General features: G+C 41.7%; 19 protein-coding genes and 1 pseudogene. 9 read left to right on the top strand and 11 right to left on the bottom strand.

Annotation, left to right across the window (positions count from 1 at the left end):
- Positions 1-55 precede the first annotated feature (55 nt).
- Complete coding sequence (locus tag PL11201_RS23760) at positions 56-1,366, bottom strand: serine hydrolase (protein ID WP_079681323.1); 1,311 nt, start codon at positions 1,364-1,366, stop codon at positions 56-58.
- 206 nt (positions 1,367-1,572) lie between these two features.
- Here PL11201_RS23760 and PL11201_RS23755 point away from each other — a divergent pair, with 206 nt between their 5' ends.
- Positions 1,573-2,976: a cytochrome P450 gene (locus tag PL11201_RS23755; RefSeq protein WP_079681322.1), complete on the top strand. Its 1,404-nt coding sequence runs from the start codon at positions 1,573-1,575 to the stop codon at positions 2,974-2,976.
- Between the two features lie 245 nt (positions 2,977-3,221).
- Here the strand turns inward: PL11201_RS23755 and PL11201_RS23745 are convergent, their stop codons facing one another.
- The 3 genes from PL11201_RS23745 to PL11201_RS23735 form a co-directional block, all read right to left on the bottom strand.
- The gene (locus tag PL11201_RS23745) at positions 3,222-4,124 is read right to left on the bottom strand and encodes a succinate--CoA ligase subunit alpha (RefSeq protein ID WP_079681320.1); all 903 of its coding nucleotides are present in this window, start codon (positions 4,122-4,124) and stop codon (positions 3,222-3,224) included.
- Between the two features lie 36 nt (positions 4,125-4,160).
- Positions 4,161-5,315 carry an ATP-grasp domain-containing protein gene (locus PL11201_RS23740; RefSeq protein ID WP_079681319.1) on the bottom strand — a complete coding sequence of 385 codons (1,155 nt, stop codon included), beginning with the start codon at positions 5,313-5,315 and terminating at the stop codon, positions 4,161-4,163.
- A gap of 181 nt (positions 5,316-5,496) precedes the next feature.
- The gene (locus tag PL11201_RS23735) at positions 5,497-7,053 is read right to left on the bottom strand and encodes a glycosyltransferase family 2 protein (RefSeq protein ID WP_079681318.1); all 1,557 of its coding nucleotides are present in this window, start codon (positions 7,051-7,053) and stop codon (positions 5,497-5,499) included.
- A gap of 117 nt (positions 7,054-7,170) precedes the next feature.
- Between PL11201_RS23735 and ebsA (PL11201_RS23730) the strand changes: the two genes are divergently transcribed.
- From ebsA (PL11201_RS23730) to PL11201_RS23720, 3 genes and pseudogenes are all read left to right on the top strand, one after another.
- Positions 7,171-7,560: a type IV pilus biogenesis protein EbsA gene (ebsA, locus tag PL11201_RS23730; RefSeq protein ID WP_200816858.1), complete on the top strand. Its 390-nt coding sequence runs from the start codon at positions 7,171-7,173 to the stop codon at positions 7,558-7,560.
- A 52-nt stretch (positions 7,561-7,612) separates the two neighbouring features.
- A pseudogene (ebsA, locus tag PL11201_RS27585) lies at positions 7,613-7,792 on the top strand (type IV pilus biogenesis protein EbsA); the annotation flags it as partial.
- Positions 7,793-7,947: 155 nt separating this feature from the next.
- A complete protein-coding gene (locus tag PL11201_RS23720) occupies positions 7,948-9,042 on the top strand; it encodes a phosphotransacetylase family protein (RefSeq protein ID WP_079681317.1) in 1,095 nt (364 codons plus the stop codon).
- A 53-nt stretch (positions 9,043-9,095) separates the two neighbouring features.
- Here PL11201_RS23720 and PL11201_RS23715 read toward each other — a convergent pair whose 3' ends face one another.
- Positions 9,096-10,838, bottom strand: a complete 1,743-nt coding sequence (locus PL11201_RS23715; RefSeq protein ID WP_079681316.1) for an SdrD B-like domain-containing protein — start codon at positions 10,836-10,838, stop codon at positions 9,096-9,098.
- Positions 10,839-11,183: 345 nt separating this feature from the next.
- On the opposite strand from PL11201_RS23715, the gene malQ reads away from it, so the two are divergent.
- Positions 11,184-12,692, top strand: coding sequence for a 4-alpha-glucanotransferase (gene malQ / locus PL11201_RS23710; RefSeq protein WP_079681315.1), 1,509 nt, complete (start codon positions 11,184-11,186; stop codon positions 12,690-12,692).
- A gap of 115 nt (positions 12,693-12,807) precedes the next feature.
- Here malQ and PL11201_RS23705 read toward each other — a convergent pair whose 3' ends face one another.
- Positions 12,808-13,464 carry a pentapeptide repeat-containing protein gene (locus PL11201_RS23705; protein ID WP_079681314.1) on the bottom strand — a complete coding sequence of 219 codons (657 nt, stop codon included), beginning with the start codon at positions 13,462-13,464 and terminating at the stop codon, positions 12,808-12,810.
- Between the two features lie 150 nt (positions 13,465-13,614).
- Complete coding sequence (gene murG, locus PL11201_RS23700; protein ID WP_079681313.1) at positions 13,615-14,679, bottom strand: undecaprenyldiphospho-muramoylpentapeptide beta-N-acetylglucosaminyltransferase; 1,065 nt, start codon at positions 14,677-14,679, stop codon at positions 13,615-13,617.
- A gap of 95 nt (positions 14,680-14,774) precedes the next feature.
- Between murG and PL11201_RS23695 the strand changes: the two genes are divergently transcribed.
- Complete coding sequence (locus PL11201_RS23695; protein ID WP_079681312.1) at positions 14,775-15,617, top strand: hypothetical protein; 843 nt, start codon at positions 14,775-14,777, stop codon at positions 15,615-15,617.
- A 180-nt stretch (positions 15,618-15,797) separates the two neighbouring features.
- Positions 15,798-16,778 (top strand): ABC transporter ATP-binding protein, encoded by a 981-nt coding sequence (locus PL11201_RS23690; protein ID WP_079681311.1) that lies wholly within the window; start codon positions 15,798-15,800, stop codon positions 16,776-16,778.
- Between the two features lie 59 nt (positions 16,779-16,837).
- Here PL11201_RS23690 and PL11201_RS23685 read toward each other — a convergent pair whose 3' ends face one another.
- The gene (locus PL11201_RS23685) at positions 16,838-17,575 is read right to left on the bottom strand and encodes a hypothetical protein (RefSeq protein WP_234996824.1); all 738 of its coding nucleotides are present in this window, start codon (positions 17,573-17,575) and stop codon (positions 16,838-16,840) included.
- 371 nt (positions 17,576-17,946) lie between these two features.
- Between PL11201_RS23685 and PL11201_RS23680 the strand changes: the two genes are divergently transcribed.
- A complete protein-coding gene (locus PL11201_RS23680; protein WP_079681310.1) occupies positions 17,947-18,966 on the top strand; it encodes an ABC transporter ATP-binding protein in 1,020 nt (339 codons plus the stop codon).
- A 384-nt stretch (positions 18,967-19,350) separates the two neighbouring features.
- A complete protein-coding gene (gene hflX / locus PL11201_RS23675; RefSeq protein ID WP_339394376.1) occupies positions 19,351-20,892 on the top strand; it encodes a GTPase HflX in 1,542 nt (513 codons plus the stop codon).
- A gap of 48 nt (positions 20,893-20,940) precedes the next feature.
- Here the strand turns inward: hflX and PL11201_RS23670 are convergent, their stop codons facing one another.
- The 3 genes from PL11201_RS23670 to PL11201_RS23660 all read right to left on the bottom strand — a co-directional run bounded on the left by PL11201_RS23670 (position 20,941) and on the right by PL11201_RS23660 (position 22,573).
- Entirely contained in the window at positions 20,941-21,285 is a 345-nt protein-coding gene (locus PL11201_RS23670; RefSeq protein WP_079681308.1) for a hypothetical protein, read from the bottom strand.
- The gene (locus PL11201_RS23665; protein WP_079681307.1) at positions 21,282-21,806 is read right to left on the bottom strand and encodes a phage tail protein; all 525 of its coding nucleotides are present in this window, start codon (positions 21,804-21,806) and stop codon (positions 21,282-21,284) included. The genes PL11201_RS23670 and PL11201_RS23665 overlap by 4 nt, the downstream gene beginning before the upstream one ends.
- A 257-nt stretch (positions 21,807-22,063) precedes the next feature.
- Complete coding sequence (locus PL11201_RS23660) at positions 22,064-22,573, bottom strand: phage tail protein (protein ID WP_234996823.1); 510 nt, start codon at positions 22,571-22,573, stop codon at positions 22,064-22,066.
- Between the last annotated feature and the right edge of the window lie 50 nt (positions 22,574-22,623).

The raw sequence follows: 22,623 nt of genomic DNA, 5'->3' as shown, positions 1-22,623 counted from the left end.
TTTCTACACTGATAACTGATAACTCTTAAACTGATAACTGATAACTGTTAACTGATTAAAGTTGCCCATTCTCAACAATATATTCAGCTATTTTATGAACGCTCGTGCTAATTTGGGGAACATTGGCTGTATTATTATCAATAGCGGTAATAATATATTTTTCTCCATTAATTTGAGCCGCCACCGTTGTTCCAATTACCCGGGAATTTTGACCAGTTTTTTCTCCTAACCATTGAGTTTTCGGTAATCCTTGTAACCCCGCATAACCAATGACCCGATCATATTGACGATTTAAGGCATCAATTAATACCTGGGATGAGGGATGTTCATAATTATAAACCTGTACCATCATTTCCGTGAGTTCATTACTGGTTAATCTATTTCTTCCAGTTCCCGGTCGCCAAGGCATAATCCGATCACCCATTAATTTAAAATTAACTTTGGTGAATTTATAGCCTTGGGATTCTAAATATTTATTAATATAATCGGAACCCAAATAATCAATTAATTGATTGGTAGCAATGTTACTACTGTGATCAATCATTTGTCCCATTAAGTCTTTTAAGGAGTAGGATTGACGAGCTTGAATCGATGAAGCATCTTCGGTAAAGTTACCCCCCACGACCAGAACTTTTTGCTCTAAACTAATTTTTTCTTCACCTGTTTTATGTAAAAGTGCGATCGCCACGGGAACTTTAATTAAACTCGCAGGACTCGCCGGAGGTTCATTTCCTCGTAAATTAACGCAGTCTCGTTTTAAGGTACAAACCGTTAACATAGCTTGACGAGTTAAGCCACTTTCTTGACGAATTTGTTCTAATATTTTTGAGCGAGCGTCTAACAATTCATCGGTAATTTCTGATAAGCTGAATTTGTATTCTTTAATTTTGTTAGAAGTTTGACGGGCTAATAAGGAACGGGGGGAAATTTCCTCTAAATTATTAATTGCTTTTCCCCAAAGTTCTTGAACTTGTTTTCGCTGCTGAGGAGAAGGATCATCAGGATTAGCAACTTTTCGAGCTTGATTTGCTAAACGGATAGCTTGTTGCCAGTTATCCTCGGCACGTTCTTCAACTAACATTTGAATCTCAACGGTTTTTAACTTTTGTAATAAAACTTCGTTCGGCTCAAATTTCAGGGGATCGGTAAATAAAGAGTTAAAAAAATTAGGTTCGGGTTTATTTTTTGGAGGAGTTTCTAACTCTTGAATTAAGCGATCGCGTAGGTTAATTAACTCTTTTAAAGAACCAGCCCCATACAATTCTGAAGCCGTCCCCAGGGAAGGAAGTGTCTGAGTCAGTCCCAGACCCAAGATCATTGCCATACTAGCTGTTACCGTTGTAGCCCAACGCCACACTTGACGCATCCTTAAACTCCTCACACACAGGTTTCATCGGTTTGTAGACGGCTTAGATAACGTCTCTACCTCAGCAAAGAGATATCTTTAGCCAGTTTCTTAAACAGATGAGATACGAGATTAGATTACCATGATTGCTATCAAAATTAAATCCTTCGAGCCATGAGTTATATTAGTTGAAAACACCCTTTCAGAAATCCACAAAAGCTTAAATCATGGTAAATGCTCAACTTCCCAATGGCCCCCAAACCCACCCTTGGCTGCAAACCTTAGAGTGGATGAAAGATCCGTTAGGTTTCATGGATAAATATACTCAAAAATATGGGGATATGTTTACGGTTACCCTTGGCCCGGTATTTAAGCCGCAAGTGTTTATTAGTGACCCCCAAGCGATTCAACAAATTTTGACCACTGACCCTCAACAGTTAGATTCAGGATTAGAAGCAGGAGTGACCTCCCCTCTATTGGGATCACACTCACTGTTATGTTTAGCAGGAAAACCGCATCAACGACAACGAAAATTATTAATTCCCCCCTTTCATGGGGAACGGATGCGAAATTATAGTCAGGTGATTATTGAGATTACAAATAAAGTGACTCAGCATTGGTATTTGGGTGAATCTTTTACTCTACTTCCGACAATGCAAGCGATTTCTTTTGAAGTCATTTTAAAAACAGTATTTGGTTTAAAATCGGGAGAACGCTATGATAAAATCAAGGAATTGTTGTTAGAGATTATGAATCCCAAAAATCCTTTAACACAAACTTTAGCGTTTTTGTTTCCGGCGTTACAACGAGATTTAGGTTCATGGAGTCCTTGGGGTCATTTTTTAGAATTAAAAAAACAGCTTGATCAAGCTATTTATGCCGAAATTGCAGAGCGTCGAGAGAATTTTGATGCCACTCGAACCGATATTTTATCAATGATGCTTTTGGCGCTGGATGAGGCGGGACAACCCATGAGCGATGAAGAAATCCGAGATGAATTAATTACGTTATTAGTAGCGGGTCATGAAACCACAGCTACCTCATTAGCTTGGGCTTTATATTGGATTCATCGTTTTCCAGAAATCAAAGAAAAACTCTTACAAGAGTTAGGAACTTTAGAAGATGTTACCGATGCTACTGGGGTGATGAAACTCCCCTATTTGAATGCTGTTTGTCAGGAAACACTACGGATTTATCCGGTAGCAATGTTAATGTTAAGTCGGCTTGTTAAATCTCCCTTAAAAATTGGCGGATATGAATTTCAACCGGGAACGTTATTAGTTCCGAGTATTTATTCAATCCATCATCGAGAAGATTTATATCCCAATCCAAAACAGTTCAATCCTGAACGATTTTTAGATCGTCAATATGCAGCCCATGAATATATCCCCTTTGGAGGCGGAAATCGTCGGTGTATTGGGATGGCGTTTGCTTGGTTTGAAATGAAGCTGGTTTTAGCCACTCTTTTAAGCCAATGGAAATTGGAATTAACAACCGAAGAATTCCCTAAACCGGAGAGACGAAGAGCTTTATTAGGAATGTCTGAATCCGTTAAACTATTGGTAAAAGGAAAGCGATCACCCTCTGAATTGTTATCACAAAATTCTAATTCAGTTGCAGCAGGTTCATAACAGTTTTTCGGATTTTTTTCAACAACTATGGCGGCGGGTTGATCAAGATTGGGTTGATGTCACAGAGATTGAGGAGAACCTGCCCCTAAAAGATGGCAATTTGATAATATGGGGAAGTGCGATCGCTAAAGTGATTGAATCAAAATATCACAATCAGTCTTTATCAAATGAAGCTAGATCATGAATCTGTAGAAGCGAGGAGGTGACAGAGATTAACCCGATCCTTTTCCCAGGGATAAAATCAGTTATTTTTTGTGTTTTTTGATCACTTTTTTAACTAATATTGGAATTTCCGAGGGCTGTTTAGCAACCAGAACTTCAGCATTTTTAAAAGCAGAAACTTTGCTTTCAACTGTTCCAGGATCAAGCATATTCTTAACAACTTTTGAAGTCATTAATAGACTAGCATGACCCAAAAGTTTAGTAGTCGGAGCGTGTAACCCGGCAACATAAGCAATAACGGGTGTATCAATCGATTCCGCAATATAAGAAGCGGCTTCTTCTTCGCTAGTTCCCCCCATTTCTCCGACTAAAACAATAACATCTGTATTTTCATCTTCATCCAAAATTTCTAACCATTGCAGAAACGAAGAACCAACAATAAAATCACTGCCAATACTAACAGCAACTGATTGACCTAATCCCGCTTTAGTTAACTCCGCCGCCACTTCATAGGTTAAGGTACTACTGCGACTTAATAATCCCACATTTCCGTGTTGATAAAATTCAACCGGATGGGTTCCTAATAACAATTGATCAGGAATAATAATTCCCGAACAATTAGGGCCAACCACCAAGGTTTCTGTAATTTCCGCCTTCCGAACTAAATGCACCATATCTAAAGGGGGCATTCCCTCCGTCACAATAATTAATTGACGAATTCCCGCCGCCATTGCTTCTAATGCCGCATCTAAAACTTGATAGGGGTGAACAAAAATTACACTAATATCGATTTCACCCACATTTGTAATTACTTGTTCTACCAAATCAAAGATCGGAATTTCACTTAACTCCTGTCCTCCCTGACCCGGACAGACACAGGCGACAACACGAGTGCCATAGGTTTTCATTTGCACCACTGCATGAGTTAAGGAGGGTGATATTGTTGTACCCTGTATAATGACTTTACTATCAGGAGTTAAATTCATAATTCGAGGAAGTTTTACACAGTTAATCAAAAAAAACTATTTGGCTAAATTAATGGCCGCCGTCACAGCTAAATCCAACTGATCGAACAAATTCACAGGTAAATCAGTAAACTGTTCTATATCAGATTCCGGTTTAATTCCAGCTAACATCAGAACAAATTTAGGTAAATTACTGGTTCTAGCTTTTCGTTTCAAATATGTGGCAATTTCTACTAATAACGAAGAACGAATGATTGGTTGAACCCAAAAATTAATAATCACAACTTTAACCTGTTTAGATTGGGTAATTTGATCAATTCCTTGATATAAACGCTGGCGAAAATTTTCTGTAATTTCATAGTGATCTGCCCCACCTAAATTTAAGAAATTAGCGGGTTTTCCCGAGGATTGCATGATTAAATCTAAAGTTGCCATCGTTAAACCTGCACCATTGCATAAAATCCCAATATTACCTTGTAATTCGACTAAATTTAGTTCGGGGTGAAACAATTGATCAGAAATTATCGGCAGTGAGAGAGAACTACATTTTTCTTGAGCTTTGAGTAAAGTAATTAAGTCTTCATGGCGTCCTAATGCTCCATCATTGGCAATGACTTTGCCATCCAATGCCATCACCTCTCCGGTGGGACTAATCCCCAGGGGATTAATTTCTACGAGATCCAAATCTTTCTGCACAAACAGACGATACATTTTTTCCACAATGGCACTGACCAAGAGAATTAAATCTCCCTGCAATCCCATTTTTAGGATTAACCGTCGAGCATAAAAAGGAGAAAAATCTTGATCCACAATCACCTGCTGAATTTTGGAGAGAGTTGCTTCCACATTCACCCCGCCTTGTTGCGATCCCAATAATACCGGACGCCGTGACCCGGAATCCAAGGTGACGGCTAAGTATAATTCCCGATCTGCATCATATTTAGCCTCTGCTAATAGGACTTGGGGACATTCACCCCGAATCGGCAAATTAAAAATCATTTGGGCCGCAGCAACCGCATCGATGGTATTTTCCGCAAAGCGAATTCCTCCAGCTTTTCCCCTACCTCCAGCCCGGACTTGGGATTTTAACACCACTGGATAGGGAATTTTTAAACCCTTTAAGTCTTGGGCGTTATCAATCTGTTGTGAGGGTAAAACCGGAATCCCCATCTCACGAAATAAGGTTTTAGCTTGATACTCTAGCAAATCCATAATCAGTTATTAGTTATTAGTTATTAGTTATTAGTCATCAGTTATCAGTGCAAGAGTTATCAGTCATCGGTTGACAGTAAAGAGTTAACTGCTACGGGCGGGTTCATCGAGATGCGCGGTGATTAACAAAGATCTAAAAGAACCCGCCCCTACAACTGATAACTGTTGACTGATGAGGTGATTACTGGTTATTGCCTTGATGTACGGTTTTGACCCACTTGAGTTGTTTGGGACGAATCCCCATTCGAGGGGTTGTACTTCCTACTACTAATAACCAGTGGAGCATATATACCGTACCCCGCAGGGTATCAGTCCAAAGGGTTAATTTTTCGGAGAGGGGAGGCGATGTCTTGCCGCTAGGGGTTGAACCCAATTCCGGGTTAACATTAACCATTGTCCCTTGTGTTTGACGAATCCTTCGTAATCCTAAGAACATTCCCAATAGAGATAGAATTAGGGTAAAACAGGTTAGGGGTGTGGTTAAGGGTAGACGGCGTTGAATTAGCGATAGCACCAAATCAGGAACTACCGCCGTCGGTAAGATATATTGGGTGAGCCAAAAACAAAGCAAATCCAGGGTTTTTTGAGTTCCCATGCGGTTGCTTACAATCAACTGCCAATAGTCTAAATAGCGTTGATAGCCACCTTCTGCCCAACGGTTGCGTTGATGCCAAAGGGCTTGAAAATTGGTGACTCCCTCCTCGTATACGGGGGGAAAGGATAAACATTCAATATCCCATTGATCCAAATGCAGCCGAATGGTTAAATCCAAATCATCGGTAATGGTTTCTTCATTCCAACCGCCACAGCTTAACAGGGCTTCCCGTCGGACAAACTGCCCATTGCCCCGCAGTTCTCCAATCCCACCAATACTAATGCGTTTTTCTTGGAAATAGGCATCTAAAGCCATTTCTGCGGCTTGGGAGCGAGTCCAAAAATTTTCGGAGGCATTATTAATTGCTTTTCGCACTTGGACGGCTCCCACTGATTCTCGATGGAATCGGGGAACAATATGGCGTAACATATCCGGTGCAATTTGGGCATCGGCATCAAAGACCCCGATAATCTCTCCTTGAGTTAAGGCTAAAACTTGATTTAGGGCGCCTGATTTTCCCCCACTGGCATTCGCCGAGCGCCGCAATACTTTGAGTTGTGGATAGTCTTGGCCGAGTTTTTCCAGAACTATAGGGGTTTTATCGCTACTATGATCATCAACAACCCATAATTCATAACAATCACTGGGATAATCCAAGTTACATAAATTTTTAACTAACTGACTAATAACGGCTTCTTCGTTTTTAGCCGCCACTAATAGGGAAATATAGGGCCAATCCTGTTGGGGTTGTACTGGCGTAGTTAACTGTAGGGAAGGTATTTTGGCCGAGAAAATTCTGATGGCGTGAATAGATAATAGACCCGTTAAACCCAGGATAAACTCCATCCCCCAGGACACAAAATGCAGGGCAATCATCCCGCCCCAAATTAAGATTAAGGCAAGGGCGGCTTTGCGTCTGCGGCCTTGATACCAATGGGGAAAAACCTGGAAATTTGAGTGGCTTTGAGTCGAAGGGGCAACCGAGGGGTAAAGCACGGATGATCCAGTCTCACGGTATCGACTTTCCTCCTGATTCATTTGAGACTGGGGAGCCGGAGATTCACCAGGACACTCTTGATCACGGGTGAGCTTCTTGATGTCACTATTATCAGAATCCTGTTCTGGCCAAGACTGTTTTGGCATAGATAATCTAATTTACCCCTCAATATTCGTCCAATCTGCTACCAGTGTATCTAATATTGTGACCAAAAAAATGGGATAAATTAAGAGTAGGTAATCCGATCGCAGGAGCAAAAATCTATGACTGACACCACAGTGGCTCTGACTCAACTCAAAGCGGCTGAGAAACGGGAAATTGGGGTCTACCTGCCCTACTATGATGAGAAGAAGCGGAAATACTTACCCTATTCGATTAGTCTCTATAAAGAAAAAAGTTTGGAAGGCGCTCGCAATATTGATGGTGGGGATGGAATTCCCTTTGTGGCAACCTGGAATACTTCTTCTTTACCCGCCGATTTAACCCGTTGTCGAGTACAGTTTGATGGCAATGCCGATCTCAGTTATGAAGTGATCCTGTGCAACCACGAGTTTATTAAGTATTTAATTGAAGTTCTGCAAAATTTTAGCCGGACTCGTACCGTTGATTTTTCTCAAGAGTTCTACAAGAAACTTTTGCATTTGGATCATTAAATAAGGATTCACTCTNCCTTTTGTGCAACCCTGAAATCCTTCTTCTTTCCCCGCCGATTTAACCCGTTGTCGAGTACAGTTTGATGGCAATGCCGATCTCAGTTATGAAGTGATCCTGTGCAACCACGAGTTTATTAAGTATTTAATTGAAGTTCTGCAAAATTTTAGCCGGACTCGTACCGTTGATTTTTCTCAAGAGTTCTACAAGAAACTTTTGCATTTGGATCATTAAATAAGGATTCACTCTACAATAAAAAGGCTATGGTCAAACCCTGACAATTTCTGTTGAAAAGACTGATAACTAAGAGTATTTTAAGAATTCAGTCTAACTGGGGAAAATGTCATAATTTTTTGAATTAATCGATAACAAATTGAGGAGTAAATTTCGTGACTGAGTTTGGAAAGTCTATATTAATCGGGTCAACAGAGCCTTACACCGGCAAATCAGCAATTGCCTTGGGTCTGGGTCATCTGTTCCAGGATAAAGGGTTAAAGATAGTTTATGGTAAGCCTTTGGCTACCGATATCAGTGATGAGGATGAATCCTTTGATGCTGATCTTCAGTTTGTGGCTCAAACCTTAAAATTATCTCAGGAGCAATTGCGATTTCCGATTTTAACCCTAGATGAAACCACAATTTATCGGCGTTTACAGGGGGAAGATCCGCTCAAATATAGTGAATCCCTGACTTCCTATCAACAAACATCCTCTGCTGATTTGATTTTACTCGAAGGGCCAAGAACCTTACAAGAGGGGCTGTTATTTGGTTTATCTGTTCCTCAAATCGCGGATCAACTAGATGCGTCAGTTTTGTTGGTGGCGCGTTTGCATTCCCATTTGGCATTAGATGATTTACTGTACGCTCAACAACGTTTAGGCGATCGCTTATTAGGTATTATTATTAATGATGTTCCCCCCGAAGAACTAGAAGTTACAACAACTCGTATCCAACCCTTTTTGGAAGCCCAAGGGATTCCAGTATTTGGAGTTTTACCCAGAAATCCTATTTTACGCAGTGTTACGGTTAAAGAATTAGTTAAACAGTTGAAAGCCCAGGTACTTTGTGGTCGGGAACGCTTAGATTTGATGGTAGAAAGTCTAAGTGTTGGGGCGATGAATGTGAGTTCAGCAATGAAGTATTTTGATAAATCTGTGAATATGGCTGTGGTTACCGGGGGTGACCGTACGGATATTCAACTGGCGGCCTTAGAAAAGTCCACTCACTGTTTAATTCTAACCGGTCAACTTCCCCCGGCACCTATGGTTTTAAGTCGGGCTGAAGATTTAGAAGTTCCAGTTCTTTCGGTTGATTTAGACACCTTAGCAACGGTGGAAATTATTGATCGAACTTTTGGTCAAGTTCGTCTCCATGAACCGATCAAAGTTGCTGCGGTGAATCAACTCATGGAAAAACATTTTGAACTGGATCGTTTTATCCAATGGTTAGGAATTTCTCTGCCTGTGTCAGCAATTAAGAATTAAGAATTAAGACAAGAAGTTATCCTAATTCTCAATTCTTATTCTTCCTACTCTAACTAAGCAGGTAATGGGGGAACCGTTTGAACCCATCCGGGTTGTTGAACTTCCCGCAACACATAATTACCGGGAGGAACATTAGTAAAGGTATAACTACCATTTGCTCCCGTTACGGTTGTTGGTTCGGTGGGGTCAACAACGCCGTTACCATTGGCATCAATATAAATTGTCCACCCCTGCAAAGGGGTTTCACCCGCATTAAACACACCATTGGCATTCGCATCATTGAACTTTATGCCACTGATGGAACCGAATTGACGGTTACCAAAGTTGACGATAGCATTCGTGCCACCAGTAATGCCAACGGGGCCAGGGTTGGGGGTCGTTTGTGTCCATCCAGTTTGCTGTACTTCCCGCAGGGTATAATTTCCTACCGGAACATTCGCAAAGGAGTAGCGACCATTTGCACCTGTGACGGCAGCTGCTTCTGTGGCTTCAAGCGTGCCATTGCCGTTGGCATCAATAAAAATCGTCCACCCGGGTAGGGGGGTTTCACCCGCATCCAGTAGGGCGTTACCGTTGGTATCACTGAACTTTAAACCGGTGATAGTTCCCAATTGGTTGTTACCAAAGTTAATTCCGGTGATATTAGCTCCCCCGGTTAGGTTCACCGGGCCAGGGTTGGGGGTGGTTTGTTTCCATCCGGGTTGCTGGACTTCTCGAACACCATAGTTACCCGGGGGAATATTGGCGAAAGCATAAGCACCCGTGGCATTTGTTACCGTAGTTGGTTCTGTGGCTTCCAGGGTGCCATTGCCATTGGCATCAATAAAAATAGTCCACCCGGCTAAACCTACTTCCCCGGTATCGAAGGTGGCATTGCTATTGAGGTCATTAAATTTCACCCCACTAATGGAACCAAACTGACGGTTACCAAAGTTAATAATGGCATTTGTTCCACCAGTGACTCCGATAGCGCCGGGGTTTGGCGTGGTTTGTGTCCATCCTGATTGCTGTACTTCTCGAATGGTATAACTACCTGGTGGAAGATTAGCGAAGGTGTAACGACCATCGGTGCCTGTCACGGCCCTTCCTTCTCCGGCATCGAGAATGCCATTAGCATTGCCATCGGCAAAAATTGTCCAGCCCTGTAATGGGGTTTCCCCGGCATCAAGTAAAGCGTTACCGTTATTATCGTTGAATTTAATCCCTGTAATCGTGCCAGATTGGTTGTTACCAAAGTTAATTCCGGTGATATTGCCCCCTCCAGTGACACCCACTGGGGCTGGGTTAACCGTGGTTTGTACCCATCCGGCTTGCTGTACTTCTCGGATGGTATAGTTGCCTGGAGTTAAGCTGCTGAAGGCATAAGCACCCGTGGCATTTGTTACCGTGCTGGGTTCTGTTGCTTCCCGGGTTCCATTATTATTGGCATCAATAAAGATAGTCCATCCGGCTAAAGCGGGTTCCCCTGTCGTTAGCAGGCCATCACGATTGAGATCGTTAAATTTAATTCCACTGATGGAGCCTAATTGAGTATTTCCGAAGTTAACACCGCTGAGGTTTTGTCCTGAAGCTATTGCAACAGGAGCCGGGTTTTGGAGACCTTCCCTAGTAATCGCATCAATATTAGGGTCTACAGGTACTGTGAGATCCTGGCTTTCTAGTATGGTAACCGGGATCGCAGGAACTAGGCCACTAGCACTCAAACCCAGGGAAGGGGGAAGTTCTAATGGTTGCTCTCCACTGAAAAGAGGAATTGCGCTAGAGGAGGGTGAATCAATTGAAAATACAGCGTCCATAAAATAAATTGTCCTTTTATGACTATTAACTGACGACTCTTGATGGTTTTTCCGATGAAAACTGGGAATCTGGGTATCATGCTACCCTATATTTTGATTTTCATCTAGTTCAGAAGTCAGAGAATTTAATTTTAAGAGAGGGAATGGGGAATGGGGAATGGGGAATGGGGAATCTTACTATAGTTATAGACTCTTGCAATTGATCAATCAGAGAAATTCATTATTTTTGAGAAGTCTTTTTTATCTAATCTTAACATTTTTCAGCAGTTCCCTATCCTGAGAAAGATGCTGTTGGTTTCAATCTATGGTACTTTTATGAAAATAAAAAATTAGCCTAATATGACCATGTTATTTCAACGTTCTAGTGGAATTTTACTTCATCCCACCTCTTTTCCCAGTCAACATGGAATTGGAGATCTAGGAAAATCCGCCTATGAATTTATTGATTTTTTACAACAAAGTGGTTATAAATTGTGGCAGATATTACCCCTGGGGCCAACAGGAGAAGAACATTCTCCTTATATTATGAATTATAGTACCTTTGCGGGTAATCCGTTAATGATTAGTTTAGAAGAACTAGCCCAAGAAAGATTATTAGAAGCTCAAGAAATTATTCCCTTAGAGGATAAAGACTCTAGCAAGGTTAATTTTGAAGCGGTTATTCCCCACAAAACCTTATATTTCAAAAAAGCCTACACTCGCTTTCAAGAACAATTAGACCAAAACCTTTCTCCAGACTTTGAAAAATTTTGTCAAAAACACGCCTCTTGGTTAGATGATTATGCCTTATTTATGGCCTTATTAGAAGCCCATGGGGGCCAAGGTTGGAATGATTGGGAACCCGCTTTAGCCCATCGAGATCCCGATGCCTTAAAAGTCAAAACCGAAGAATTAAAAGAACCCATAGCCTATCAAAAATTTCTCCAATTTATCTTTTTTCAACAATGGGAAAAATTGCGTCAATATGCCAATCAAAAAGGCATAAAAATTATTGGAGATATTTCTATTTATGTGTGTTATAATAGTGTCGAAGTTTGGTCAAATCCCAATTTATTTGAACTAGATTCGGAAACTTTAGAACCTATTTATATTGCCGGAGTTCCCCCTGATTTCTTTAGTGAAACCGGACAATTATGGGGAAATCCGATTTATAATTGGCAGGAACTACAGAACACAAAATTTGCTTGGTGGATAGAACGATTTAAAGCCACTTTGGAATATGCAGATTATGTTCGGATTGACCATTTTCGAGCCTTTGAAGCCTATTGGCGGGTTCCTGGACATGAAAAAAATGCGATTAAGGGTGAATGGATTAAAGCACCTGGTTATGAATTTTTTGATACCCTCAAACAACAGTTAGGAGATTTACCAGTTTTAGCAGAAGATTTAGGAATTATTACTCCAGAAGTGGAACAATTGCGAGATCATTATCATTTCCCGGGAATGAAAATTTTACAATTTGGTTTTGGTGGGGATGCCAATAATATTCATCTTCCCCATCATTATATGCAAAATTGTTTGGTTTATACAGGAACCCATGATAATGATACGGCCATCGGTTGGTGGGAAACGGCCAGTCCCGCAGAAAAACAGCATTTTGCTGAATATTTGGGTTATGCTTCTCCCGATGAAATCACTAATATTAATTGGGTGCTGATTCGTTTAGCCTTAAGTTCCCTGGCTAGTTTAGCCATTATTCCTCTCCAGGATATTCTTAATTTAGGGCATGATGCCAGAATGAATGATCCGAGTCATAATGATGGAAATTGGCGCTGGCGTTATCAAAGTTCGGAATTATTAACTCAGGAATTAAGCGATCGCTTATTCAAGTTAAATCAACTTTATAGTCGATAAAAATAGGGAATAGGGAATAGGGGAGGTAAACTTTTGCTATTACCCATTCCCATTCGTAATTCGTAATTACCCATTACCCATTAAAGATGGGGCGTGGGAAAATGGAATCTTGTTCTTAGCGACGAATATCCATTAAATTGGCATTAATCATTGTAGTATTTTCCAAAGTCGCCCCGGCTAAGTCTGAAGCGGTTAAATTTGCACCCGTGAGATTAGCACCTGTTAAATCAGCATCGCGGAAATTAACACCACTGACATCAAATCCGTATAAACTGCCTTCTTGTAGCTTCACTTGACCTAAAGTAGCAACAGATTGTTGAGCATTTCTCAGGTTAGCACCCGTTAAATCGGCACTCTCTAAATTTGCTCCAATCAGATTAGCATGACTCAAGTTAGCATTATTCAAATTAGCAATCACTAAACCCGCCAAACTCAAGTTAGAATGGCTTAAATTAGATTTTTCTAAATTAGCCCCATGTAATTTAGCTGCAACCAGATTGGCATTTTCTAAATTTGCCTCGGTCAATACAGCCCGATTAAAATTCACTTCATTCAGATTAGCACCCTGTAAATTAACTCCTTTCAAGTTGGCATCTCGAAGATTAGCACCCTGAAGATTCACACCTGCTAACTGAGCGCCACTGAGGTCACATCCAGGGCAGTTTTTGGTTTCCAATAGCTGCTTGAGATGGGCGGGGTTCTCAGCCTGAGCGGGAACAGTTAAACCCAAAATCATCATTACTACTGTGGTGGCTACTGTTGCGAATTTCATACCCACACCCTCAAAAAACTTTATCTTCTACATCATCTATTATTATCGGGCATTGGGGTATGCGTGAAATCCCAGTTGTATGTGATATTGTTTTGATCCCCGTGTGACGGAAATCACTGAGAAAAACCGTTGCTGTTGATACAGTCCCTCCTAAACCACAACCTTTCGGATTAAATCCCCTAATTGTTCTGCACTGTTGGTGATGGCGACGGAGGCGGTGGCTTGGGCCATTTGTTGTAGCTGTTCCGGTGATTGTAACAGATACAAAACTTTACTCCCTAACAGGTCTGCGGTCAAGTCTTTTTGTTGGAACATCCACGCCGCACCCGCCTCGGCAAAAACTTTAGCATTGTAGGTTTGATGGTCTTCGGCGGCAAAGGGATAGGGAATTAAAATCGAGGGGGTGTGGGTAATGGCTAATTCCGTTAAAGTTCCCGCCCCGGCCCGACTCACGGCTAAAGTCGCCCGTTGAAACAGGGCTGCCATATCGTTATAAAAAGGCATTTTAATATATTGAGGATGGTTTAACACCTCGACATCGGGGTCATTATTTCCCGTTAAATGGACAACCCACGCCCCGGCTGCAAACCAAGTTGGAGCCGCCTCTCGGACTAATTTATTCACACTTACCGCCCCTTGACTTCCCCCAACTACCACAATTACCGGAACATCATCGGGGAGGAAAAAAGATAAGGGGGCAGAGGTCTGGAGAAAGTTGGAACGCACGGGAGTTCCGACGACAACGGTATGGGCGCGGGGAAGGTAGGGAATAGCCGCTTCAAACCCCAGACCCACGGTATGACACCAAGGGCCAAAATTGCGGGTGACTTTTCCAGGTAAGGCGTTGGACTCATGGAGAATTACGGGCAGACCGAGGGAACGAGCCGCAATAATAGCGGGGGCTGCAATATAGCCTCCGGTGGTGAATACCCCGCGAAAGTTACCTTTTTTCAGAAGATGGCGAACTTGCACCAGGGAACGGGCGAATTTGACCAAAATTTTCAGGGTTCCTAAACCCGGGCGTTGCTGGAAGCCCTCAACAGAGATGGTATGGAGGGGATATTGGGATGGGACTAATTCTCGTTCTAGGCGATCGGGCACACCTAACCATTCTATCTTAAAATCCGACAGGTTTTCGGCGGTGGCGATCGCCGGAAATAAATGTCCACCTGTCCCACTGGCGGCAATGAGTAAGCGAATGGGTGTCTGACTCAAGTTTTTTCCCCTAGAATCGGTTCAACTTTGTGTTACAGCTTTTTAAGCTACCATAAAACTTACACGAAATCGCTATTCTTAATCTTGAAAATCCAATGACAATCTTCCCCATAGTTCAACGACAATCTTTTCAGAACAGGTATGGTGTACAGATGCGCCATTTATGGGCAAAGCCATTATTTTTTGTAGTTCTAGGAACAACACTGTGGGGAATAGGCACAGGAATTTCCCCACAGGCAAATGCCCAAACCCCAGAAACAGCCCCCGCCAATGTGACTAATCTTTTAAATCAAATTGATGCCGCCGCTAACCGTCGAGATGTGGAAAAGGTAATGGGCTTTTATGGCTCAGATTTCACCAATTCCGATGGCTTAACTTATCAAAGTTTGAGACAGGTTCTTAAAGAATTTTGGAATAAATATTCTCAACTTAATTATCGCACAGAATTACAATCTTGGCAACAAAATGGCGATATTTTAACCACGACAACCATTACGGAAATTACCGGAACTAAAAAAATTGATAATCGCGAGTTTTCTTTAACCTCAACCATCACATCACAGCAACAAATTCAAGGGGAAAAAATTATTAAACAGGAAATTCTAGCGGAAAAAAATCAACTGACTTTAGGGAATAAACCACCGACGGTAGTTTTTAATCTCCCAGGACAAGTCAAAGCGGGTCAGGAATTTCATATTGATGCAATTGTTCAAGAACCTTTGGAGAATGATATTTTAATTGGAACCGCCATTACACAACCTATCACCGCAGAAACCTATAACAATTCTGATCTTTTACAATTAGAATTTTTACCCTCTGGCGGTATTTTCAAAATAGGTAAAGCCCCTGATAATGCCGGAAACAATTGGATTTCTGCTATTTTAATGCGTCAAGGAGGATTAACCTTAGTCACGCAACGTTTACGAGTAGTAAAATAATCAGTCATCAGTTGTAGGGGCGGGTTCATCAAGATTTAGGTGATTAACAACAATCTAAAATAACCCGCCCGTACCAGTTGTAGGGGCGGGTTCATCAAGATTTAGGTGATTAACAACAATCTAAAATAACCCGCCCGTACCAGTTATCAGTCATTACCCATTACCCATTACCCATTCGTAATGATTCCTTTATTAGAGGTTAAAAATCTAGCCGTTAAGTTTTTTACCCTTGATGGGGTAATTCATGCTGTGAATGGAATTTCCTATCAAGTTTATCCAGGGGAAACCCTAGGAATTGTTGGGGAGTCGGGGTCAGGAAAAAGTATTAGTGTCTTATCAATTTTAGGGTTAATTCCATCACCCCCGGGGAAAATTACCCAAGGTGAAATTTTATTTGAAGGTAAAAATTTAATTAAATTCAATCCTCAACAATTACAACAAATTCGGGGTCATGAAATTTCCATGATTTTTCAAGACCCCATGACTTCCCTTAACCCGGTTTTAACTATTGGTAAACAACTGACTGAAGCTCTACAAATTCATCTTAAATTAACATCAGAACAAGCTAAAAACCGAGCTATTCAACTATTACAACAGGTGGGAATTTCTAGCCCAGAAAAACGCTTAAAAAGTTATCCCCATGAATTTTCAGGGGGAATGCGTCAACGGGTAATGATTGCCATGGGTTTAGGATGTCAACCTCAATTATTAATCGCAGATGAACCTACAACTGCCTTAGATGTAACAGTACAAGCACAGGTTGTAGAATTAGTTAAACAACTGCGAAATCAACAGGGAATGTCTGTGATTTGGATTACCCATGACTTAGCATTATTAGCAGGATTAGCCGATAGAATTATAGTCATGTATGCGGGGCAAATTGTGGAACAAGCCACGGTTCATCAACTGTATAAAAATCCTCGTCATCCCTATACTATTGGATTATTAGAAAGTTTACCTCGACTGGATCAAATTCGTCAAGAACCGTTAAAAGCCATTGCTGGAATGCCACCCAGTTTAATAGATTATCCCCCAGGATGTCCCTTTGCTCCGCGATGTCGATTTGCCATTGAACATTGTTTTCAAGAAAATCCTAGGTTAGAATTAATTGAACCTGGTCATCAAGTGGCTTGTTGGGTAGTTCCTAAAATGGATTGTTAATAAATAGTCTGATTGACAGTGAAATGAAACAGTGGGGGTGGGTGGTTAGGTCTTAGGGTTTACTTGGGAAATATTTTTCGGGCTGCCCAAACTATCAGCAATGTTAGCAAGCCAAATCCTAAACCGAATAGCACACTATAGATAAGTGTCGCAAAAAAGGGATGCAAAGGTAGATAAAAATTGGGTTGCCATTGAATTGGTGTATCCTTAATTAAAGGATAGGCTGCGGAAAATATTTGTCCGCCGCCGATCGCAGTTCCGACAAAAAAGATGATATTCTCAAGTTGGCGATCGCGCGTTTTTTCATTTTGTTCCTGTTCCGTATCTAATTCCACCTGCTCAATTTCCACCATCCCTCGCACAGTAGATATCGACTGCTCGAACAAATTTTGACTAGCAATTAAGTAGTTTAAATCTATTTCAATTTGCCGTTGATATTTATTCTCAGCTAAATCTAAAAACTTCTGCAAAAAGTCTAAATTGTCGCCGTCAATGCACAAACTTTTAATTTTTGTCAAAGCCTCACGATAATTTTCAGCATTAGTATCAATGGTATTTCTATCTTCTTGCAAATACCGCATCTGTTGAGAAAAATTAAACATTTTAGTTCGGACTTTATCTAACAATTTCTTTAATTTCTGCAACTTAATTTCTCGATTTTGTTCGCTTTCTATTTCATCGAATTCGGGAAGTTTCTTTTCTAACTCGCCGACTATTTGCTGTGCTTTGCGATACTTTTTCCCAGCTTCGTGATAGACAAATACGATTTTAGCGCGAGAACAAAGTAGATTAATCAAGTAAAAGTTAAAAGCCGACTTTGCGGAGTTCAAAGTTTCGGGATTTTGTTTTAGCCATACGAGAATATGACACCGCTTAGTCGCATCATTTTCTCGGCTGTCATACTCAAAAATCGGACTACCAAATAACTTTCCTTTCGCCGGATCTCTATAATCTATAATCGCCGGATTTCCCTATAATCGTTATAATTGCTTGGCGATTGAAATCGCGCCTACACAGACAAAACCCGCCTGCGCGGGTTGTAAGAATCTTCGATTGCCAATTCTCTGCTCCCTTCCCAGTCCGCGTAGGCGGACTTCGTTTCTGTAGACGCGATTTCCAATCGCCGAATTTCCTGATTTCCTATATAAACATTTTTTATAATAAAAATATGGTTAATACCTTAGAATCCAAACTTAAATCTAATCCCAAAAATACTCCCATAATTCGGGTGGAAAACTTACAAAAACACTTTCCAGTCATGGAAGGAATTTTACTACAACGTCAAGTAGCAGCCATTAAAGCCGTTGATGGAATTACCTTTAATATTAATAGGGGAGAAACCCTAAGTTTAGTAGGAGAATCAGGTTGTGGGAAAAGTACAACGGGACGAATGATTTTACAGCTTGCTCGTCCTACGGGGGGAAAAATTTACTTTGAAAATACCGATTTAACCGCTTTAAATTCCAAAGAGTTGCAGCCCTTTCGTCGGCGAATGCAAATGATTTTTCAAGATCCCTATTCGTCTTTAAATCCGCGAATGACCGTAGGAAAAATTATTAGTGAACCTTTAATTATTCATCAATTAGCTACTCCTAAAATAGCCGAAAATCGCGTTAAAGAATTATTAGAATTAGTGGGATTAAATAATGATGTCATCAATCGTTATCCCCATGAATTTTCAGGGGGACAACAACAAAGAATTGGGATTGCTAGAGCCTTAGCCATGAATCCTGATGTAATTATTTGCGATGAACCGATTGCGGCTTTGGATGTTTCAATTCAAGCCCAAGTGATTAATTTAATGCAAAATCTACAGCAAAATTTAGGGTTAACCTATCTGTTTATTGCCCATGATTTAAGTATTGTTCGCCATATTTCTGACCGAGTTGCGGTGATGTATTTGGGCAAAATTGTTGAACTTGCAGATAGAATTTCTTTGTATGAAAATCCTCTGCATCCCTATACCCAAGCCCTATTATCTGCGGTTCCCATTCCTGACCCGGAATTAGAAGCCAAACGACAACGAATTTTATTAACTGGAGAAATTCCTAGTCCCGTTAACCCGCCAACAGGATGTCGATTTTGTAGCCGTTGTCCCTCTGTTATGGAACAATGTTGGCTGGAAGAACCCCGATTAAAAGATATGGGTTTAAACCATTCTGTAGCCTGTCATTTGATTAAAGATTAATCACAAATTTAATGAATTTAGCCCTAAATATCCAAGGATTTTGGCAGATTCGATATCTAATAATCCTCAAGAAAATATTAAGTTCCCAGTCGGGTCTGAACAGCCGACAGCCCACACTCCGATCAAAATTCAAGCTATCATAATCTCAAATCAACCCCTATTGTTTATGGAGGGCCAGGAAACTGGTAAAACCTGCCTATCGAAACGATTTATGGTCAACTACAAGGTCTAAAAGCCAGTCAGCTTAAACGGTTGCAAAGCCTGTATCATCAACGATTACCTGGCGATTTGATTACAACCGTAGAATTTGCCCAGCGACTAGCGGCCATTAGTACAGAAATTGATCAGCCTCTGTGCGCCTATATCAACCGCAGGGGACAAGTAATGCGGGTGGGAGTCGGAACTCCTCGCCAAACTCAAATTCCCCCCTTAGAACTGCCCCGTTATGGGAATGGACGCCTGAGTGGCATTCGCTGTATTGCCACCCAAACTAGCCCGGAACCGCCCAAAGAAGCAGCCCTGACTGCCATGGCCATTCAACGGTTAGACGTTCTAGTGGTTCTTACCCTAACCGGAAGCGGTTTTCTGCGACGAGGCGGGGGTGAAACAGGCTATATTAAAGACACCTATCTGGCTCACCTTGTCCCGGATATGGACACGGGAAATCATCAACAAATTGATAACGGTTTTTCTGCGATTCCCTATTATTTGTCGTTGCCCATGAGTCTGGATGCCCTATCGCAACAGGATTTTCTCGATTTAGTCAACGAACTAGAAACGGAATTTGAACGGGAATTTGTTGCCCGGGAAGTCGATTCTAGTCAGGATAAAGTGCTATTAGTGGGGGTGAAAACAGAGAAAATATCCCCCCAACGGTTTGAAGATGGGCTAACGGAATTGGTGCGTTTAGTGGATACCGCCGGAGGTCAGGTGTTACAAACTTTACGCCAAAAACGATCGCAACCTCACCCCCAAACCGTTGTCGGAGAGGGTAAAGTCCAGGAAATTGCCTTGGTTGCCCAAACCATCGGAGCTAATTTAATTGTATTTGACCGTGACCTATCCCCCGCCCAGGTTCGGAACCTGGAAACCCAAATCGGGGTCAGGGTTGTAGACCGAACTGAAGTTATCCTTGATATTTTTGCTCAACGCGCCCAGTCGGGGGCGGGAAAATTACAGGTGGAACTAGCCCAACTGGAATATAGTTTACCCCGCTTAACGGGTAGAGGTCGGGCTATGTCTCGCTTAGGGGGTGGCATTGGAACCCGGGGGCCAGGGGAAACCAAACTGGAAACGGAACGCAGGGCCATCCAACGCCGCATCTCCCGGCTCCAGCAGGAAGTGAATCAACTCCAAGCCCATCGTTCCCGTTTACGCCAAAATCGTCAAGTTCGAGAGGTTCCCACCTTGGCTTTAGTCGGCTATACCAATGCTGGAAAGTCAACATTATTAAACGTTTTAACCCAGTCGGAAGTCTATACGGCTGACCAACTTTTTGCTACCCTCGACCCCACAACTCGCCGTTTAGAGATTCCTGATACGATAACGGAGGAGCCTTTAACGGTGGTTATTACAGATACAGTCGGATTTATCCATGAACTCCCACCTCCTTTAGTAGATGCGTTTCGAGCTACTTTAGAGGAGGTGACGGACGCTGATGCCTTAATTCATTTAGTGGATTTGTCCCATCCCGCTTGGGAAAGTCAAATTGAGTCAGTGATGCAGATTTTAAGGGAAATGCCGGTGACTCCTGGCCCGGGATTATTAGTGTTTAATAAAATCGATCAAACTGATGGGGAAAATTTACGATTAGCGCAGGAAAAATACCCCCAAGCGGTTTATATTTCTGCTTCTAAAGCGTTAGGTTTAGAAACCCTGAGAAAACGCATGGCGGCTTTAGTCCATTATGCGATTTCCAATCGGTGAACTACTCACCGCTAACCTGGAGTACCAGGTATAGCGGGAGTTTCAGAGCTATTCAGGTTGATCATAAACAGGGGATGGGGTGGGAGGATCGGGTTGATCTTCCCCCTCTAACTCGTTAATGTAGCGATAAAACTTTTGTAAATAGCTTAAATCGGAGGCAAATAGATTTTCAATTACCATTGGTGAAATTTCTTCTAAAGTGCCTAACTGAGTAATAACGCGAGAGAGAATAATCACGGTCGCATAGGCTGGATTTGATTTAACTCTAGGATCGCGCATGGGAACAATTTCATCAATAGCCCGCGATAGCCGCATCACCCCTTGACGGTGACAATCCCCCTGTTCATCTAGGTATCCTTTGGGTAGGGTAAACTCAAATTCAGTTTGGATCATGACAAGGATTTGGGAAGGGTAGGAACTCGCTTAAAGGTTTCTACTGCTAATTCTAGTTCCTCAAAGGCGAGATCTGAACCAGAAACAATGCTATCAGCAACGGTGTAGGAAACCGGCCAAGCACCTTTAAAATTAAACCGAGCGCCTTCTTCACTACTTTGGCGATAGATAACTAAAGAACCATCATAGCTTTGAGTTGCCCATTGACCTGATTGCACATTTTCAATCCAATTCCATAAGGTAGTTGATGCACTTAGACCCCGACGCAAATTAATATTATTAACTTTTTCATTTCCAGGCATTTTTGTTCGCAGGACTCGTCCCCGTGTAGCCTTCCCCCACCGTTGGGGAAAAACTTCAGCTAATTCTATTAAACTTTGGGTATATTTAAACCCTTTGCATTCCATAAAATAGGCATCAACAGGCTCGCTGCTTCCATTGAGTTTTAACTCAACATAAAAGCGAGCAATGGTAAGAATCTCTGATAAATTTTGTTTTAATTGGTCTTGATTAATTTGCATATCAAATAGGGAATAGGTAATAGGCAACAGGCGGAAAAACGGGCAATAAGGAATGGGCAATGGGAGAAAGACAGGGAATGGGGAATAGGCAATAGGCAATAAATAGATAATATAGCAGTCGCCACATCTATTAGGACATTCTTGAAAGCTAAAAGCTGCTCACAGTAAGTATTTACCTATAGCGAGATTGCCTATTCTTTATTGCCTCTTGCTATATCTTTACCTATTGCCCATTGCCCGTTCCCTATTCCCTATCGTTAGAGTTTCGTTGCTCCGACAGGAACCCGAATCATCCCGGCGTGGGCAACCTCAATGGTTTCTTTAAAAATATCAGCGCTGTCAGCTTTTACCTGAGTAGTTTTGTATTTAGCGGGAATGGCATCTTTAATATTCCATCGGGCACCTTCTGAACCATTTTGTTTGTAGAAAACCAGGGAAGCTTCGTAACGCCGAGCCATAGTTTGCCGACCGCCTCCTCCCATGGCTTGTGGGTGTGAATCCACATACCATTGCAAGAGAATATCGTTGTCAATTGCTGTTACAAACTCCAGGGTAATATTTTGATAACTGACGGTGGCGGGAGTGGTTTGTGTATCCGTAGCCATGCCCTTACGGGTTCCGATGGGCTTGCCCTCAGAGGCTGGATCAATAGTAATTGAAAGTCCACTAGCTTTGGAAATCAGTAACCTTGTATTATTATTAATTTCTAAGTAAAAGCGAGAAACCGTCAGGTATTCCATTAAGCTTCTCTGAGTTGCTGCTGTCATTTTAAATATTCCTCCTGATCAATAATTAGATTGATTTTGTTTTAACTTAC

Source organism: Planktothrix sp. PCC 11201, from assembly GCF_900009135.1.
In the GTDB taxonomy this organism is placed as follows: Bacteria; Cyanobacteriota; Cyanobacteriia; order Cyanobacteriales; family Microcoleaceae; genus Planktothrix.
This window is presented reverse-complemented; position numbering and strand designations above follow the sequence as displayed.

Excerpts from the sequence above, each read along its gene's own strand:
- PL11201_RS23740 (WP_079681319.1), bottom strand. The coding sequence starts at position 5,315 with ATGGATTTGCTAGAGTATCAAGCTAAAACCTTATTTCGTGAGATGGGG.
- PL11201_RS23660 (WP_234996823.1), bottom strand. The coding sequence starts at position 22,573 with ATGACAGCAGCAACTCAGAGAAGCTTAATGGAATACCTGACGGTTTCT.
- PL11201_RS23690 (WP_079681311.1), top strand. The coding sequence starts at position 15,798 with ATGATTCCTTTATTAGAGGTTAAAAATCTAGCCGTTAAGTTTTTTACC.
- malQ (WP_079681315.1), top strand. The coding sequence starts at position 11,184 with ATGTTATTTCAACGTTCTAGTGGAATTTTACTTCATCCCACCTCTTTT.
- PL11201_RS23670 (WP_079681308.1), bottom strand. The coding sequence starts at position 21,285 with ATGATCCAAACTGAATTTGAGTTTACCCTACCCAAAGGATACCTAGAT.
- PL11201_RS23680 (WP_079681310.1), top strand. The coding sequence starts at position 17,947 with ATGGTTAATACCTTAGAATCCAAACTTAAATCTAATCCCAAAAATACT.
- PL11201_RS23760 (WP_079681323.1), bottom strand. The coding sequence starts at position 1,366 with ATGCGTCAAGTGTGGCGTTGGGCTACAACGGTAACAGCTAGTATGGCA.
- PL11201_RS23745 (WP_079681320.1), bottom strand. The coding sequence starts at position 4,124 with ATGAATTTAACTCCTGATAGTAAAGTCATTATACAGGGTACAACAATA.
- PL11201_RS23705 (WP_079681314.1), bottom strand. The coding sequence starts at position 13,464 with ATGAAATTCGCAACAGTAGCCACCACAGTAGTAATGATGATTTTGGGT.
- hflX (WP_339394376.1), top strand. The coding sequence starts at position 19,351 with ATGCGGGTGGGAGTCGGAACTCCTCGCCAAACTCAAATTCCCCCCTTA.
- PL11201_RS23735 (WP_079681318.1), bottom strand. The coding sequence starts at position 7,053 with ATGCCAAAACAGTCTTGGCCAGAACAGGATTCTGATAATAGTGACATC.
- PL11201_RS23695 (WP_079681312.1), top strand. The coding sequence starts at position 14,775 with ATGACAATCTTCCCCATAGTTCAACGACAATCTTTTCAGAACAGGTAT.
- PL11201_RS23665 (WP_079681307.1), bottom strand. The coding sequence starts at position 21,806 with ATGCAAATTAATCAAGACCAATTAAAACAAAATTTATCAGAGATTCTT.
- PL11201_RS23715 (WP_079681316.1), bottom strand. The coding sequence starts at position 10,838 with ATGGACGCTGTATTTTCAATTGATTCACCCTCCTCTAGCGCAATTCCT.
- PL11201_RS23755 (WP_079681322.1), top strand. The coding sequence starts at position 1,573 with ATGGTAAATGCTCAACTTCCCAATGGCCCCCAAACCCACCCTTGGCTG.
- ebsA (WP_200816858.1), top strand. The coding sequence starts at position 7,171 with ATGACTGACACCACAGTGGCTCTGACTCAACTCAAAGCGGCTGAGAAA.